Source organism: Methylibium sp. T29-B (assembly GCF_000576225.1).
Taxonomy (GTDB): Bacteria; Pseudomonadota; Gammaproteobacteria; order Burkholderiales; family Burkholderiaceae_C; genus Methylibium; species Methylibium petroleiphilum.
Genome location: NZ_AZSN01000088.1, coordinates 1 through 15982 on the forward strand (window position 1 = coordinate 1; position 15982 = coordinate 15982).

The 15982-nt window shown below is 71.2% G+C and carries 12 protein-coding genes and 1 pseudogene; 8 read left to right on the forward strand and 5 right to left on the reverse strand.

Annotation, left to right across the window (positions count from 1 at the left end; genetic code table 11):
* The 4 genes from Y694_RS13970 to Y694_RS13985 form a co-directional block, all read right to left on the reverse strand.
* Window positions 1-996, reverse strand: a 996-nt coding sequence (locus Y694_RS13970; protein WP_051495785.1) for an ABC transporter ATP-binding protein, incomplete at its 3' end; no start/stop codon positions are given.
* A gap of 26 nt (window positions 997-1022) precedes the next feature.
* Window positions 1023-1883, reverse strand: coding sequence for an outer envelope protein (locus Y694_RS13975; RefSeq protein ID WP_036233462.1), 861 nt, complete (start codon window positions 1881-1883; stop codon window positions 1023-1025).
* A gap of 248 nt (window positions 1884-2131) precedes the next feature.
* Window positions 2132-3469 carry a guanine deaminase gene (guaD, locus tag Y694_RS13980; RefSeq protein WP_036233446.1) on the reverse strand — a complete coding sequence of 446 codons (1338 nt, stop codon included), beginning with the start codon at window positions 3467-3469 and terminating at the stop codon, window positions 2132-2134.
* Between the two features lie 22 nt (window positions 3470-3491).
* Entirely contained in the window at window positions 3492-4472 is a 981-nt protein-coding gene (locus Y694_RS13985; RefSeq protein WP_036233447.1) for a LysR family transcriptional regulator, read from the reverse strand.
* A 124-nt stretch (window positions 4473-4596) separates the two neighbouring features.
* On the opposite strand from Y694_RS13985, the gene xdhA reads away from it, so the two are divergent.
* From xdhA to xdhC, 3 genes are all read left to right on the forward strand, one after another.
* A complete protein-coding gene (gene xdhA / locus Y694_RS13990) occupies window positions 4597-6144 on the forward strand; it encodes a xanthine dehydrogenase small subunit (protein ID WP_036233448.1) in 1548 nt (515 codons plus the stop codon).
* A gap of 210 nt (window positions 6145-6354) precedes the next feature.
* On the forward strand, window positions 6355-8730 hold the full coding sequence (gene xdhB / locus Y694_RS13995; protein WP_051495786.1) for a xanthine dehydrogenase molybdopterin binding subunit: 2376 nt from the start codon (window positions 6355-6357) through the stop codon (window positions 8728-8730).
* A 7-nt stretch (window positions 8731-8737) separates the two neighbouring features.
* Window positions 8738-9565, forward strand: a complete 828-nt coding sequence (xdhC, locus tag Y694_RS14000; protein WP_036233453.1) for a xanthine dehydrogenase accessory protein XdhC — start codon at window positions 8738-8740, stop codon at window positions 9563-9565.
* 313 nt (window positions 9566-9878) lie between these two features.
* Here xdhC and Y694_RS14005 read toward each other — a convergent pair.
* Window positions 9879-11191, reverse strand: a pseudogene (locus Y694_RS14005) (C4-dicarboxylate transporter DctA).
* 221 nt (window positions 11192-11412) lie between these two features.
* Here Y694_RS14005 and Y694_RS14010 point away from each other — a divergent pair.
* The 5 genes from Y694_RS14010 to Y694_RS14030 form a co-directional block, all read left to right on the forward strand.
* Window positions 11413-12399 (forward strand): tripartite tricarboxylate transporter substrate binding protein, encoded by a 987-nt coding sequence (locus Y694_RS14010; protein WP_036233455.1) that lies wholly within the window; start codon window positions 11413-11415, stop codon window positions 12397-12399.
* Between the two features lie 55 nt (window positions 12400-12454).
* On the forward strand, window positions 12455-14101 hold the full coding sequence (gene mdcA, locus Y694_RS14015; RefSeq protein WP_036233457.1) for a malonate decarboxylase subunit alpha: 1647 nt from the start codon (window positions 12455-12457) through the stop codon (window positions 14099-14101).
* Between the two features lie 16 nt (window positions 14102-14117).
* Window positions 14118-14426 (forward strand): malonate decarboxylase acyl carrier protein, encoded by a 309-nt coding sequence (gene mdcC / locus Y694_RS14020; protein WP_011828393.1) that lies wholly within the window; start codon window positions 14118-14120, stop codon window positions 14424-14426.
* Entirely contained in the window at window positions 14423-15358 is a 936-nt protein-coding gene (locus Y694_RS14025) for a biotin-independent malonate decarboxylase subunit beta (RefSeq protein ID WP_051495787.1), read from the forward strand. Before mdcC ends, Y694_RS14025 begins: the two co-directional genes overlap by 4 nt.
* The coding region (locus Y694_RS14030; RefSeq protein ID WP_036233459.1) for a biotin-independent malonate decarboxylase subunit gamma at window positions 15351-15982 on the forward strand (632 nt) is incomplete at its 3' end. The genes Y694_RS14025 and Y694_RS14030, both read left to right, overlap by 8 nt.

Consider the following 15982-nt stretch of genomic DNA (forward strand, 5'->3'; position numbering starts at 1 on the left):
GAAGTGCAGGCCCAGCGCGCGGCGCGCGCGCGGCGGCTGCCGGCCGATGTCGTGGCCGAACAGGCTCAGCGCGCCGGCCGGCGCGCGCGGGTCCTCGCCCGACAGCGCGGCCATCAGCTCCTGCTGGCCATTGCCGGAGACGCCAGCCACGCCGACGATCTCGCCGGCCCTCACCTCGAAGCCGATGTCCTTCAGGTCGGTGCCGAACGGCGACTGCTTCGCGAGTGTCAGGCCGCTCACCTGCAGCGCCACGTCGCCGAGGCGCGCCTGGATGTGCTGCAGCTTCGGCGGCTCGGCGCCGATCATCAGCCGCGAGAGGTCGGCATTGCCGACGGTGCGCGGATCGACCTCGCCGGTGACCTTGCCGCCGCGCAGCACCGTGCAGTGGTGACACAGCGCGCGGATCTCGTCGAGCTTGTGGCTGATGTAGAGGATGGAGCAGCCGCGCTCGGCCAGCTGGCGCAGCGTGACGAACAGGGTCTCGACGGCCTGCGGCGTCAGCACCGAGGTCGGCTCGTCGAGGATCAGCAGCTTGGGGTCGGTGAGCAGCGCGCGCACGATCTCGACGCGCTGGCGCTCGCCGACCGACAGCGAGTGCACCGGCCGCTGCGGGTCGACCTCGAGACCGTAGACCTTGGAGACCTGCACGATGCGCGCCGTCACCTCGGCCAGCGTCAGGCTCTTGTCGAGGCCCAGCCACACGTTCTCGGCGGCGGTCAGCGTGTCGAACAGGCTGAAGTGCTGGTAGACCATGCTGATCCCGAGCTGGCGCGCCTGCGCCGGGCTCGCGATCTGCACCTGACGGCCGTCCCAGATCATCTCGCCGGCGTCGGGCCGCACCGCGCCGTAGATGATCTTCATCAGCGTGGACTTGCCCGCCCCGTTCTCGCCCAGCACCGCGTGGATCTGCCCCGGCGCCACACGCAGGTTCACGCCGTCGTTCGCGCGGACCGACGGGTACTGCTTGGTGATGCCGAGGAGTTCGAGGCGGAGCATGGACGGGGGAGCGAATGCGGCGACGCTCAGAAGTGGTACTCGGCGCGGATCATCGGCGTGCGCGCGGTCGCTCCCTCGCCGGCCCCCGGGGTCTCGGTCGGGTTGCCGAACTTGTTCTTCCAGTACTCGTAGGCGATGCCGACCTTGAAGGCGCCCTTGGGAGCGCCGGCCAGCAGGCCGACGTCGAGCATCAGCTTCATGTCGACGTGGGTCTCGGGCTTGGTCGGACCGCCGAACTCGTTGGTGCCCTTGTCGCCGATGTAGAGCGCATAGCCCTCGAAGGCCAGCGGCAGGCTGCCGATCGGGATGCCCCACTCCGCCGCCAGCGCCGGGTGGGTGTCGTAGGTGTAGCGGTCGGCGATGCCCTTGGGCGAGTTGCTTTCCTTGAAGGCCAGCAGCGAGAGGTTGGCGAAGCCCGGCACGTCGAACATCACGGTCGGGCCGAACACGAACATGCGCTTCTTCGAGGCGTAGCCGTCGTTCTTGGTATTCCAGTCGAAGCCGGCGGTGAAGCCGAAGCCGCGCACCGGGCCGACCTTGAGGTCCTTGCCGGCCACCTTGCCGATGTCGAGCAGGTGGCGGTAGACGATGTAGACCTCCTGAGCGCCGGAGGCGCCGGGCGTGCCGTCGCCCGGGTCATTGCGGTCCGAGAGCAGCAGGTCGGCATTGAAGAAGTTCACGCCGTACTTGTAGCCGCTCACGTGCGTGAGGCCGACGATCGTCTTGGTGATGTCGTTGCGCGAACCGTCCGGGTTGTTGTTGTAGGGCTCGGCGAACTGGGTGCCGTAGCGCACGCTGATCGCGGTGTCGCTCCAGTCGGCGGCGAGGCTCGTGAGGCTCGTGGCGGCGAGCGCGAGCGCCAGGGCGGTCTTGCAGGTCGGGTTCATCATGGTCCTTCGGAGGAGTGGTGGGGCGTCGGTGTGCGGAGCAGCCTCGGTCGCTCTCCGCCCAACGCGGCGCGACTTCCGGACTCGCTCCGTCCTTGCGCAACTTCCGTACCAGAAGGAAAGGCCGCTCCGCCGGCCCCGATGCCACCAAAAGAGGCATCATCCTTTTTGTATACCAGTTTGTGCACCATGTTGAATCCCACGCCGGAACGGGCCGCCCAACGTCGACGCAGGCGCCGCGCCCGCGTTCAGCCGCGTTCGTGGCGGCAGCTGCCGGCCACGTAGGTGGCGACGAGGTTGCGCTCGTCGCCCAGCGTCATCCACGCAAACACGCGCTCGTGCAGCGCGGCCAGCGGCGACACGCCGGCGCGGCCGCGGCGCGCCACCGCGTCGCGGTGGGTCGCCACCGGGCCCACGGCCCAGTCCCACACCGCCAGGTCGGCCAGCGCGCCGGCGCCGAGCTGCCCGATCTCGTGCGCCAGGCCCAGCGCTTCGGCGGCGCCGCGCGTGGCCGCATGCAGCGCCTTCCAGGCGCTGAGCTTCACGCCGCGCAGCGCCTGCACCTTGTAGGCATCGGCCAGCGTGCGCAGCATCGACAGGCTGGTGCCGCCACCCACGTCGCTGGCCATCGACACGCGGTAGCCGGTGTCGACCGCGGCCTGCCAGTCGAACAGCCCGCTGCCGAGAAACAGGTTGCTCGACGGGCAGAAGGCGATCTGCGCACCGGTGTCGCGCAGCAGCGCACGGTCGGTGTCGTCGAGCCAGATGCCATGCGCGAGCACCGCGCGCTCGTGCAGCAGGCCGTGGCGGTGGTAGACGTCGAGGTAGCTGCGCGCTTCGGGGAACAGCTCGGCGATCCAGCGCACCTCGTCGGTGTTCTCGGCCACGTGGGTCTGCATGTAGACGCCCGGGTGTTCGCGGCACAGCCGACCGGCCATCGCCAGCTGCTCGGGCGTGCTGGTGGCCGCGAAGCGCACCGTCACCGCGTACGACAGGCGGCCGTTGCCGTGCCAGCGCGCGATCAGGTCGGCGCAATCGCGCTCGGCCTGCAGCACGTCGTCGCGCAGGCCGTCGGGCGCGTGGCGGTCCATCAGCACCTTGCCGGCCACCAGCCGCATGCCGCGTGCGCGGGCCGAGGTGAACAGCGCCTCGGTCGCGCCCTTGTGGACGGTCGGGAACACCACCGCCGAGGTGGTGCCGTGCGCCAGCAGCGCATCGACGAAGCGCTCGGCGCCGCTGGCCGCCACCAGTGGATCGGCATAGCGCAGCTCGGCCGGGAAGGTGTAGGTGTTCAGCCACTCGAGCAACGCGGTGCCGTAGCTCGCGATCACGTCGAGCTGCGGGCAGTGCACGTGGGTGTCGATGAAGCCCGGCGTGATCAGCCGCCCGGCGTGGTCCACGCGCTGCCAGCTCGCGTCGGGGCCGCTGCCGGCGCGGGCCGGCTCGGCGCCGACGATGCGGCCGTCCTCGACCAGCAGCCAGTGGTCGGGCCGGTAGCGCACGCCAGCGGCGTCCCCGGGCGCGGCGAAGCCGGGATCGACCTCGATGTCGAGCAGGTCGCCGAACAGGGCCAGCCGTTGGCTCATGCGGTGCTCCCTCGCGTGGTCATCAGTGAGCGCCGGCGCGCGGGACCGTGGCCCCCGGCTTCGGCAGGCCGCGCGCCACATCGCGCATCACGCCGCGCAGCCAGCGGCCGGCGGCCGACTGGTGGCTCAGCTCGTGCCAGAGCTGGTAGTACACCAGCGCCGGGAACGGCACCGGGCAGCGCACGATGCGCAGGCCCGGCAGCTGACCGACGTAGCGGCTGCAGAACAGCCGGCCGGTGGTGAGCACCAGCCGCGAGTGCGCCACCATCTGCGGCCCCAGGCCGAAGTAGGGGCTGCGCACCACGATGTCGCGTGCCAGACCCAGCGCGTCGAGGTGCTCGTCGATCACGCCGCGCGCGCCGGGATGCAGCGGCGTCGGCGCGATGTGCTCGCTGGCCAGGTAGCGCTCGGCGGTCCAGCTGCGCGGACTCTTCACGGCCGGGTGGTCCTCGGCGACCAGGCAGACGATCTCGTCGGACAGCAGGCGGCCCAAGTGCAGCTCGGCCGGTGGCCGCAGCCAGTTGCCGATCACCAGGTCGACCTCGCCGCGCGCCAGGCCCTTGCGGTAGTCGAACTCGGCCGACAGCGGCAGCACCTCCACGCGGATGCCCGGCGCCTCGGCGCGCAGCCGCGTCACGAGCGCGGGCAGGAACTGCGGGTCGAGGTAGTCGCTCGCCGCCACGCGGAAGGTCGTCTCGCTGTGCGCCGGGTCGAAGGCCAGCGCCTCGGCGCGCGAGCCGAACAGCCGCTCGGCGTTGCGCAGCAGCTCGGCTGCCGGCTCCAGCAGCTGCAGCGCCACCGCGGTCGGCGCCATCCCGGTGCCGGAGCGCACCAACAACGGGTCGCCGACCAGCGCACGCAGGCGCTTCAACTGAGCGCTGACGGCCGGCTGGGTGGTGCGCAACCTGAGGGCGGCGCGCGACACGCTGCGTTCGGTGATCACGGTGTGGAGGACGCGGACGAGATGGAGCTCGATCTTGTCGAAAAGCGTGGGCTGGCTCATATCGTCATCGGCATACCGGTTATCGCTGGCATCGTATTCGCATGGGGTCGGCGTGGAGTACCTTCGGCCCGAACCGCAAGATTCGTCAGACCGCACCCGCCCGCCGCTCCCCCAACGCCACGCAATGAGCCTGCCAGCCGTTCGCTTCTTCCACCGCGGCCGCGTCGTCTCGGTCGAGGGCGCATCGCCGACGCGCAGCGTGCTGAACTGGCTGCGCGAGGACGCCCGCTGCACCGGCAGCAAGGAGGGCTGCAACGAGGGCGACTGCGGCGCCTGCACTGTGGTCGTCGCCGAGCTGGCCGAGCATGCCGATGCGGTGGGCACGACCTCGGCGCGCGCCACCGTGGTCGGCGGCCTGAGCCTGCGCACGGTGAACAGCTGCATCCAGTTCCTGCCCACGCTGCACGGCAAGGCGCTGCTGACGGTGGAGGATCTGCAGGCGATCGCCCAGGGCGTGGCCGTCGCGGACCCCGGCGTGGGCACGCTGCACCCGGTGCAGCAGGCGCTGGTCGACTGCCACGGCTCGCAGTGCGGCTTCTGCACGCCGGGCTTCGCGATGTCGCTCGCGGCGTGCTACGAGCGCCACTGCGAGGCCGGCACGCAGCCGACGCGCGCCGAGCTGGCCGACGAGCTGTCGGGCAACCTGTGCCGCTGCACCGGCTACCGCCCCATCCTCGACGCCGGCGAGCACATGTTCACGCTGCCACCCAGGCGGCTGGACACCGCGCCCATCGTCGCGGCGCTGCGCGCCCTGCAAGGGCAGCAACCCGGCGACGACATCGCCGAGCCAGCCGCCGGCTTCCACACCCCGCGCACACTGGCCGCGCTGGCAGCGCTGGTCGAGAGCCGCCCGCAAGCACGGCTGCTGGCCGGCAGCACCGACATCGGGCTGTGGGTCAACAAGCAGTTCCGTGCGCTCGGCGAGATCGTCTACCTCGGCGACGTCGACGAGCTCAAGCGCATCGAGTGGCAGGGCGACACGCTGCGCATCGGTGCCGGGGCGCCGCTCGAGGACGCATGGCGCGCGCTGGTCGGCGTCGCGCCGGCACTCGCCGAGGTGTGGCGCCGCTTCGCGTCGCTGCCGGTGCGCAACGCCGGCACGATGGGCGGCAACGTCGCCAACGGCTCGCCGATCGGCGACAGTGCGCCGGTGCTGCTGGCGCTCGACGCTGTACTGCTGCTGCGCCGTGGCGCGCAGCAGCGCCACCTGCCGCTCGCCGATTTCTACGTCGACTACATGAAGAACCGGCTGGCGCAGGGCGAGTTCATCGAGGCGATCGAGCTGCCGCGTCCGGCCGCCTCGACGCAGGTGCGGGCCTACAAGCTCAGCAAGCGCTTCGACTGCGACATCTCGGCGGTGTGCGCCGGCCTCGCCCTCACGCTCGACGGCGAGACGGTGGTGCAGGCGCGCTTCGCGTTCGGCGGCATGGCGGCCATCGTCAAGCGGGCCGCGGCAGCGGAGGCCGCTGTCGTCGGCCGGCCCTGGACCGAGGCCACGGTGCAGGCGGCGATGGCCGCGCTCGCCACCGACTACGCGCCGCTGACCGACATGCGGGCGTCGGCCGCCTACCGCCTGCGCGCGTCGCAGAACCTGCTGATGCGGCTGTGGCTGGAGACGCGGCCGGTTGCGCCGCTGCCGACCTCGCAGACCAACGTGTGGGCGGCCGCTTGAGTCGGACCGTACTGCGTCCATGAGCCCTTTTTCGATGCCTGCTCCTGTCGTTCCTGTCGGGCGCGTGCGGGGCCATGGGCGGGTGAGCGTCATCGCTTGGCGGAGGTACCCGATGCGCGTTGCCACTCACCCACCCCACGGGGCCCCACCCTCCACCTCGCCGCAGCACCGCCCCGAAGACCCTGGCATGAACAGGAACAGGAGACTCCGGTGAACAAGCAGGCCGACGCCTTCCTCGTCGACAGCGGCACCCAGCCCCCCTCGAAGCAGTGCGCCCCCGAGGCCGGCCGCGCGCGCCCCCATGAGTCGGCGCACCTGCACGTGTCCGGTGCGGCGCCCTACATCGACGACCTGCCCGAGCTGGCCGGCACGCTGCACGCGGCACTGGGTCTGTCGCCGGTGGCGCACGGCGTGCTGAAGGCGATCGACGTCGAGCGGCTGAAGGCCCTGCCCGGCGTGGTGGCGGTGCTGACCGCGGCCGACATCCCCGGGCCCAACGACTGCGGCCCGATCGTGCACGACGAGCCCATCCTCGCCGCCGGCCACGTGCACTACCTCGGCCAGCCGGTGTTCGCGGTGATCGCCACCGACCGCGAGCAGGCGCGCCGCGCTGCCGCCCAGGCGAAGGCGGTGCTCTCGATCGACCCGCTGCCGCCGGTGCTGAATGCGCTGGAGGCACACGCGAAGCGGCAGTACGTGCTGCCCGACATGCACCTGGTGCGCGAGTCGGCGCCCGGCGCGCTGCGCGCCGCGCTTGCCGCCGCGCCGCACCGCCTGCAGGGCACGCTGAGCGTCGGCGGTCAGGAGCAGTTCTACCTGGAAGGCCAGATCTCCTACGCCTGCCCGACCGAGAACGCCGGGCTCAAGGTGCATTGCTCGACCCAGCACCCGAGCGAGATGCAGCACCTGGTCGCGCATGCGCTGGGCTGGCGCTCCAACCAGGTGCAGGTCGAGTGCCGGCGCATGGGCGGTGGCTTCGGCGGCAAGGAGTCGCAGTCGGCGGTGTTCGCCTGCGTCGCCTCGGTGGCCGCGGTGAAGCTGCAGCGGCCGGTGAAGCTGCGCGTGGACCGTGACGACGACTTCCTCGTCACCGGCCGGCGTCACGGCTTCGAGTACGCCTGGGAGGTCGGCTGCGACGACGCCGGCCGCGTGCTGGCGGCCGAGGTGACGATGGTGTCGAACGCCGGCTGGAGCGCCGACCTGTCGGGCCCGGTGATGACGCGCGCGCTGTGCCACTTCGACAACGCCTACTGGCTGCCCGAGGTGGCGATGCACGGCCACAGCGCGCGCACCAACACCCAAAGCAACACCGCCTTCCGCGGCTTCGGCGGGCCGCAGGGCGCGATCGCGATCGAGGTCATCCTCGACTCGGTGGCGCGCCGACTCGGCCTGGACCCGCTGGCGGTTCGGCGCGCCAACTTCTACGGCACGACCTCGAACAACGTCACGCCTTACGGCCAGCAGGTCGACGACAACGTGATCGCGCCGCTGGTCGACACGCTGGCCGCGAGCAGCGACTACGCGGCACGGCGCGCGGCCGTCGCCGCCTACAACGCCGCCAGCCCGGTGCTGAAGAAGGGCCTGGCGCTGACGCCGGTGAAATTCGGCATCTCCTTCAACGTGGCGCACTTCAACCAGGCCGGCGCGCTGGTGCACATCTACACCGACGGCTCGGTGCTGGTGAACCACGGCGGCACCGAGATGGGCCAGGGCCTGAACACCAAGGTGGCGCAGGTGGTGGCGCACGAGCTCGGCATCGCCTTCGAGCGCGTGCGCGTGAGCGCCACCGACACCCACAAGGTCGCCAATACCTCGGCCACCGCAGCCTCGACCGGCAGCGACCTGAATGGCAAGGCCGCGCAGGACGCGGCCCGCCAGCTGCGCGAGCGGCTCGCCGCGCTGGCCGCCGCGATGCAGGGCGGCACGGCCCAGGCCGTGCGCTTCGCCGACGACCGCGTGCACGTCAATGGCGCTAGCCTCGACTTCGACGCGCTGGTGGCGCAGGCCTACGCTGCGCGCGTGCAGCTGTGGAGCGACGGCTTCTACGCCACGCCCGGCCTGCACTGGAACCGCGAGACGCTGCAGGGCCGACCGTTCTACTACTTCGCTTACGGCGCGGCGGTGGCCGAGGTGGTCGTCGACACGCTGAGCGGCGAGCACCGCCTGCTGCGCGCCGACCTGCTGCACGACGTGGGCCGCTCGCTGAATCCGGCGGTCGACATCGGCCAGGTGGAGGGCGCGTTCATCCAGGGCATGGGCTGGCTGACCTCGGAGGAGCTCGTCTGGCACCCCAAGACCGGCCTGCTGATGACGCACGCGCCCAGCACCTACAAGATCCCGACCGCGAACGACTGCCCGTCGGTCTTCCGCACCGCGCTGTTCGAGAACAACGACAACGTCGAGGACAGCATCCACCGCAGCAAGGCGGTCGGCGAGCCGCCGCTGCTGCTGCCGTTCTCGGTGTTCCTGGCGATTCGCGACGCGGTCTCGGCGGTCGGTGGCCACCGCGTCGACCCGCCGCTGCGCGCGCCGGCCACGCCCGAGGCAGTGCTCGACGCGATCGACGCGGTGCGCGCGGCACGCTGAAGCCACCATGACCCTGCGCACCCACGCCCTCCGCTGGCTCGACGCATCCCGCCCGGCGATCGTCGTCGAGGTGGCTGCCACGCGCGGCTCGGTACCCCGCGAGGCCGGCACCCGCATGCTGGTGGCGGCCGACTCGGTGCGCGGCACGATCGGCGGCGGCCACCTCGAATGGCAGGCCATCGCGCAGGCGCGCGAGCGGCTGGCGCGCTGCACGACGCGCGGCGACGAGCCGCCGCGCGAGCAGACGCTCGCGCTCGGCCCCTCGCTCGGCCAGTGCTGCGGTGGCGAGGTCACGCTGCGCTATGCGCCGCTCGACGCGGCGTCGCTGGCGGCCTGGCCCGAGACCGTGCCACGCTTCCATCTGCAGCTCTACGGCGCCGGGCACGTGGGCCGCGCGATCGTGGCGCTGCTGGCCAGCATCGACTGCCGCGTGCAGTGGATCGACGAGCGCGAAGCCGAGTTCGACGCCTTCGCGGCGCTGGCGCCGCTGCCGCCGCACGTACAGGCGCTGTGCGTCGACGCGGTCGAGGCCGAGGTGGCCCAGGCGCCGCCCGGCGCCTGCTACCTGGTGCTGACCCACGAGCACGACCTCGACCTGCGCATCACCGAAGCCGTACTGCGGCGCGGCGACTTCGCCTACTGCGGGCTGATCGGCTCCCGCACCAAGCGCGCACGCTTCGTGCATCGCTTCCAGGAGCGCGGCGTGTCCGACGCCGCGATCGCCCGCCTGACCTGCCCGATCGGCCTCCCCGGGATCACCGGCAAGGAGCCCGCGGTGCTGGCGATCGCAGCGGTGGCGCAGTTGCTGCAAGCCACGGGATCTGTTGTTGGCTGAGCGCTGCTGACCGGGCCGCCGGGTGAACGCCTGCGTTCGTGTCCCCCGGTGCCGGCCTCATGGCCGTCCCCTCCTCCTCTACCTCACTCCGCCATTCACCCGACGTCCCGGTCAGCACACATCACCGTGGTGCTCGAAGGCCTTCAACCCAGGCACACCGCGGTGTATCGAAGCGCCGTGACGGTCCGCTGTGTGGAGTGCGGTAGAGGAGGAGGCGGCGGCCGATCAGGCCGACGCCGGGGGACACGAACGCAACACAGCGGACCGGCGCGGCGCACACGCCGAGGCCGGACCGCCTGTGCTCCGTATCAACTCAGGACGCCGTTACCGCCACACCCGGCGCGCCCGCCACGTCGTGCGCCGGCACCGCCTCACCGTCCAGCACCTTGTGCGCCCGCTCGCGGTCGATGTCGCCCTCCCAGGCGGCCACCGCCACCGTCGCCACGCAGTTGCCGATCAGGTTGCCGAGCGCACGCGCGATGCCCATGAACCAGTCGACGGAAAGCACCAGCACCAGCCCGATCGCGGGAATCGCCGGGATGGCCTGCAGCGTGGCGGCCAGCACCACGATGGCCGAACCGGGCACGCCATGCGCGCCCTTGCTGGTCACCAGCGAGATCGCCAGGATGGTCAGCAGGTCGGTCATCGTGATCGGCGTGTTGGTGGCCTGGGCGATGAACACCGCGGCGAGCGTGATGTAGATCGAGAACGCGTCCAGGTTGAAGGAGTAGCCGGTCGGGATCACCAGGCCCACGGTCGAATCGCGGATGCCCATGTGGCGCAGCTTGGCCATGATCTGCGGCAGCACGCTGTCGGACGAGGTGGTGGCGAACACCACCGCGAGTTCCTCGCGCAGGTAGCGCAGCAGCTTCCACAGGCTGAAGCCCGAGGCTCGCATGATGCCGCCCAGCACCACCGCGACGAACAGCACCACCGCCCCGTAGAACAGCAGGACCAGCAGGCCCAGTTGCTTCAGCGAGCCGACACCGTACTTGCCGACCGTGAAGGCGATCGCGCCCAGCACCCCCAGCGGCGCCAGCTTGATGATCAGCCCATGATCTTGAACAGCACCAGCGACAGTTCGTCGATCAGCCCGGCCACGGCACGGCCCTTCTCGCCCACGAGCGCCAGCGCGCAGCCGAACAGCACCGCGAACAGCAGCACCTGCAGCACGTCGCCGGTCGCGAAGGCGGCGACCACGGTGGTCGGGATCAGCTTCAGCAGGAACTCGACGGTGCCGCCGCCGGTGAGCTTGCTGGCGTTGTCCGCATAGGCGCTCATGGCCTTGGCGTCCAGTGTGGTGGGATCCACGTTCATGCCGACCCCCGGCTGAAACAGGTAGCCTAGCGCGAGCCCGAGCGCCAGCGCGACCGCGGTGACGACCTCGAAGTACACCAGCGCCTTCACGCCAACCCGTCCCACGCGCTTCAGGTCGCCCGCGCCGGCGATGCCATGCACCACGACGCAGAACACCAGCACCGGAATGATCATCTTGATGAGCTTGATGAAGGCATCGCCCAGCGGCTTGAGCTTCACCGCCGTCTCGGGCCACAGCAGGCCCAGCAGCACGCCCAGCACGAGGGCCAGCACCACCTGGCCGAACAGGGAACGCAAGAACTTGGGCATGGCAGGCTCCCGGGCAGCGAACGGTGGAGGGGCGAAGCGCGCGGCGAGTCATGCAAGCTCGGTGCCTGCATCGCGGCGCGGCGCCCCGGCGGGCCCGCCGCCGCTCGCGGGCTTTCCCTCATGCAACTACTACATCACTAACATATTATTGGTGTGCAAGAGGCGAAATGCCCTGCCGGACCGCCCGGTCCTGCCGCTCGAACCCTTCAGAGGAGACCCGGATGAAGTTCAATCGACGTGAGGTGCTGGCCTGCCTGGGCAGCAGCGCGGCCGGCCTGGCGATGCCGATGGCGGCGTGGGCCCAGAGCTGGCCGTCCAAGCCCATCAAGCTGGTCATCGGTTACAGCACCGGCGGCTCGACGGATGCCACCGCCCGCCTGGTGGGGCGGCAGCTCGAGCAGCGGCTGGGCCAGCCGATGGTATTCGAGTACAAGCCGGGCGCCGGCGCGTCGATGGGGGCCGAGTTCGTGGCCAAGTCGGTGGCCGACGGCTACACGATCGGCCTGACCGACACCGGCCCGATGGCCGTGGTGCCTCACCTGCGCAAGCTGGCCTACGACCCGACGAAGGACTTCACGCCGCTGTCCTACGTGTGCGCGACCGGCCTCGCGGTGCTGGTGCACCCCAGCGTGCCGGCCAACAACATCAAGGAACTGATCGCGCTGGCGAAGGCCGATCCGGAGAAGTACAACTACGCCAGTTCGGGCGTCGGTTCGGTGCACCACCTGGCCGGCGAGCTGTTCAAGTCGCAGGCCGGCGTGAAGATGGCGCACGTGCCCTACCGCGGCGCCGGCCCGGCGCTGACCGACCTGGTCGGCGGCCAGATCCCGGTGATGTTCGCCACCATCGGCCCGTCGCTGCAGATGATCTCGGCCGGCAAGGTCAAGGCGCTGGGCGTCACCTCGTCGAAGCGCTCGAAGGCGCTGCCCGACGTGCCCACCGTGGCCGAGCAGGGCCTCGCCGGCTACGAGGCGGTGCTGTGGTTCTCGATCGTCGGCCCGGCCAACCTGCCGGCGCCGATCTCCGCGCGGCTGCAGAAGGAACTGCAGGCCTCGCTGGTCGATCCCGAGCTGATCCGCGAGCTGGAGAAGCTGGGCAACGACGACATCGGCCCGCGCACGCCGCAGGAGGTGGCCGCGCTGGTGAAGTCGGAAATGGAGAAGTGGGGCCGCGTGATCAAGGACGCGCACATCACAGTCGACAGCTGAAGCCGGCTACGCTGGCGCCGTGGAGAGAGATGGATCGCGCGAAGGACGACGCTGAATGACGAAGAGCTGGAACCGCGGCGCCGAGCAGAAGCGGCAGCGCCTGGCGGCGGCCCGGGCGCAGGGGCTGGACAAGCTCGTCCCGGCCGAGCGGGCGATCGACCTGCTGGAAGCGGTGCTGACGCCGGGCGACCGCCTCTGCGTCGAGGGCAACAACCAGAAGCACGCCGACTTCCTGTCGGCCTGCCTCGCCAAGGTGGACCCGGCGCGCGTCAACGGGCTGCACATCGTGCAGTCCAACCTCGCGCTGCCGCAGCACCTCGACGTGTTCGAACGCGGCATCGCCGCGAAACTGGACTTCTGCTACTCGGGCGAGCAAGGCGTGCGCATGGCGCGGCTCATCAACGAGGGCCGCATCGAGGTCGGCGCGATCCACACCTACCTCGAGCTCTACAGCCGCTACTTCGTCGACCTGACGCCGCAGGTGGCCTTCGTGGCCGCGCAGAGCGCCGACGCCGAGGGCAACCTCTACACCGGCCCCAACACCGAGGACACACCGGCGGTGGTGGAAGGCACGGCCTTCAAGAACGGCATCGTGATCGCCCAGGTGAACGAGATCGTCGAGCGCGTGCCGCGCGTCGATGTGCCTGCCGGCTGGGTGAGCTTCGTGGTGCCTTCGCCGAAGCCGCACTACATCGAGCCGATCTTCACGCGCGACCCGGCGCAGATCAGCGAGATCCAGGTGCTGATGGCCATGATGGTGATCAAGGGCCTGTACGCGCCCTACGAGATCAACCGCCTGAACCACGGCATCGGCTTCGACACCGCGGCGATCGAGCTGATCCTGCCGACCTATGCCGCCTCGCTGGGGCTGAAGGACAAGATCTGCAGCTACATGACGGTCAACCCCTGCCCGACGCTGATCCCGGCGATCGAGGCCGGCTTCGTCAAGGGCATCCACTGCGCCGGCTCCGAGCTCGGCATGGAGCGCTACATCGAGGAGCGCTCCGACGTGTTCTTCAACGGCCCTGACGGCACGATGCGCTCGAACCGCGTGTTCTGCCAGCTCGCCGGCCACTACGTCGACCTGTTCATCGGCTCCACGCTGCAGATCGACCTGGAGGGCAACTCCTCCACCGCCACGCTCAACCGCATCGCCGGCTTCGGCGGCGCGCCCAACTTCGGCTCGGAGTCGCGCGGCCGGCGCCACGCCAGCCCCGGCTGGCTGAAGGCCGGCGAGGAGAGCGCCGCCTCGCGCATGTCGGCCATGCCGCGCGGCCGCAAGCTGGTGGTGCAGCTGGTCGAGACCTTCCGCGAGAAGATGCAGCCGACCTTCGTCGAGCGGCTCGACGCCTGGCAGCTGCAGGAGGATTTCGACCTGGACCTGCCGCCGGTGATGATCTACGGCGACGACGTGACCCACATCGTCACCGAGGAAGGCATCGCCCACCTGCACCGCTGCAACACGCTGGCCGAACGCGAGCAGGCGATCCGCGGCGTGGCCGGCTACACGCCGGTGGGGCTGGCGCGCGACCCGCTCGCGGTCGAGGCGCTGCGCCGCCAGGGCATCATCCAGCGGCCCGAGGACCTGGACATCGACCCGCGCCTCGCCACGCGTGACCTGCTGGCCGCGAAGTCGATCAAGGACCTGGTGCGCTGGTCCGGCGGGCTCTACGACCCGCCCAACCGTTTCCGCAACTGGTGAACGAGCGTCGTGCGCGATGGAACACCTTGAATACGAGTTCGGCCCCTTCGAGCCGCTGCCGGCCGGGCAGGCACCCGCGCTGGCCGGCGTGGTGAGCTCCGGCAACATGGAGGCGCTGCTCGAGCCGAAGGCGCTCGACGGCCGCCTGCGCTTCGTCATCGACACCTCGATCGAGGGCTACACCGACACCTGGCAGGCGGTGGCGGCGAACTTCGCCGCGCGACACCGCGTCGGCAACCTGCTGGTCACCGTGAACGATGCCGGCGCGACCCCCTCGGTGGTGGCGCTGCGCCTGGCGCAGGCGATGGAGGAGCTGCGCGGATGAGCAGCGAACGCCCCGACGCCGCCGCCGTGCTGTCGCCGCAGGCCGCGCGCAGCTTCTACGAAGCCAACGCGCGCCAGCGCGTGCGCGGCCTGTTCGACGCCGGCTCGGTGCACGAATGGCTGCCGCCGTCGCAGCGCATCGTCAGCCCGCACCTCGAGCAGCTCGGCCAGCCACGTGCGCTGGACGACGGCGTGATGATCGGCCGCGCCACGCTGGCCGGCCGGCCGGTGCTGTTCGCGGCCGAGGAGCCCGGCTTCATGGGCGGCTCGGTCGGCGAAGTGCACGGCGCCAAGCTCACCGGCCTGCTGGAACGCGCCGCGCGCGACCGGCCGGCCGCGGTGGTGCTGCTGCTCGACACCGGCGGCGTGCGGCTGCACGAGGCCAATGCGGGGCTGATCGCGATCTCGGAGATCCAGCGCGCGGTGTTCTCCGCGCGCGCCGCCGGCGTGCCGGTGATCGTGGTCTCGGGCGGGGCCAACGGCTGCTACGGCGGGCTGGGCATCGTGGCGCGCTGCTGCGACCACATCGTGATGACCGAGGAAGGCCGGCTCTCGGTGTCGGGGCCGGAGGTGATCGAATCGCAGAAGGGCGTGGAGGAGTTCGACGCCAAGGACCGCGCGCTGGTGTGGCGCACGATGGGCGGCAAGCACCGCTACCTGATCGGCGAGGCCGACGGCTTTGCGCGCGACACGATGGACGATCTGCGGCAGGCGGTCGCCGCCTTCTTCGACCGGCCGGTACCGCTGACGCTGGAGGCGGTGGAGCGCGAGCACGCGGCGCTCGGCCGCCGGCTCGAGCGCTTCGGCGCGGCGCCCGATGCCGTCGACATCTGGTCGGGCCTGGGTGTGGCCGAGCCGCGGCAGCTGCCGCTGCTCGACACCGAGGCCTTCACCGCCCTCGCCGACCGCGTGAAGGAGCGCAGCGATGTCTGAGGTCCGCAGCCCCGCACTGGCCCTGTGCGACGGCTTGTTTCCCGGCGGCCACGACGTGCGCGCCGAAGGCCTGCTGCTGTGGGGCAGCGGGCGCACGGCCGACGGGCCGGTGGCGGTGGTGGGCACCCGCGAGCACGCGGCGATCGGCGTCGACCTCGCGCATGCGCTGGCCGCCCGGGTGCTGCAGGTGGTGCGCGAGCATCCCGGCCGGCCGATCCTGATGCTGGTCGACACCCAGGGCCAGCAGCTGTCGCGGCGCGACGAGCTGCTCGGCAACGGCGGCTATCTGGCGCACCTGGCCAAGTGCTTCGAGGTCGCGCGCAGCCGCGGCCACCGGCTGCTGAGCCTGGTGTACGGCGAGGCGGTCAGCGGCGGCTTCCTCGCGCTCGGCATGATCGCCGACCGCACCTATGCGCTGGCCGACGCGCAGATCCGCGTGATGGCACTGCCGGCCATGGCGCGCATCACGCAGATCCCGATCGAGGCGCTGCAGGAGCTCTGCCGCAGCTCGGCGATCTTCGGGCCCGGCGTCGACAACTACGCGCGGCTCGGGGCGGTCGAGGCGGTGTGGCCACGGGACGCGCTCGCCGAAGGCCTGGTGCAGGCGCTGCGCGGGCCGGCCGG

Excerpts from the sequence above, each read along its gene's own strand:
- Y694_RS13975 (WP_036233462.1), bottom strand. The coding sequence starts at position 1,883 with ATGAACCCGACCTGCAAGACCGCCCTGGCGCTCGCGCTCGCCGCCACG.
- guaD (WP_036233446.1), bottom strand. The coding sequence starts at position 3,469 with ATGAGCCAACGGCTGGCCCTGTTCGGCGACCTGCTCGACATCGAGGTC.
- Y694_RS13985 (WP_036233447.1), bottom strand. The coding sequence starts at position 4,472 with ATGAGCCAGCCCACGCTTTTCGACAAGATCGAGCTCCATCTCGTCCGC.
- xdhA (WP_036233448.1), top strand. The coding sequence starts at position 4,597 with ATGAGCCTGCCAGCCGTTCGCTTCTTCCACCGCGGCCGCGTCGTCTCG.
- xdhC (WP_036233453.1), top strand. The coding sequence starts at position 8,738 with ATGACCCTGCGCACCCACGCCCTCCGCTGGCTCGACGCATCCCGCCCG.
- Y694_RS14010 (WP_036233455.1), top strand. The coding sequence starts at position 11,413 with ATGAAGTTCAATCGACGTGAGGTGCTGGCCTGCCTGGGCAGCAGCGCG.
- mdcA (WP_036233457.1), top strand. The coding sequence starts at position 12,455 with ATGACGAAGAGCTGGAACCGCGGCGCCGAGCAGAAGCGGCAGCGCCTG.
- mdcC (WP_011828393.1), top strand. The coding sequence starts at position 14,118 with ATGGAACACCTTGAATACGAGTTCGGCCCCTTCGAGCCGCTGCCGGCC.
- Y694_RS14025 (WP_051495787.1), top strand. The coding sequence starts at position 14,423 with ATGAGCAGCGAACGCCCCGACGCCGCCGCCGTGCTGTCGCCGCAGGCC.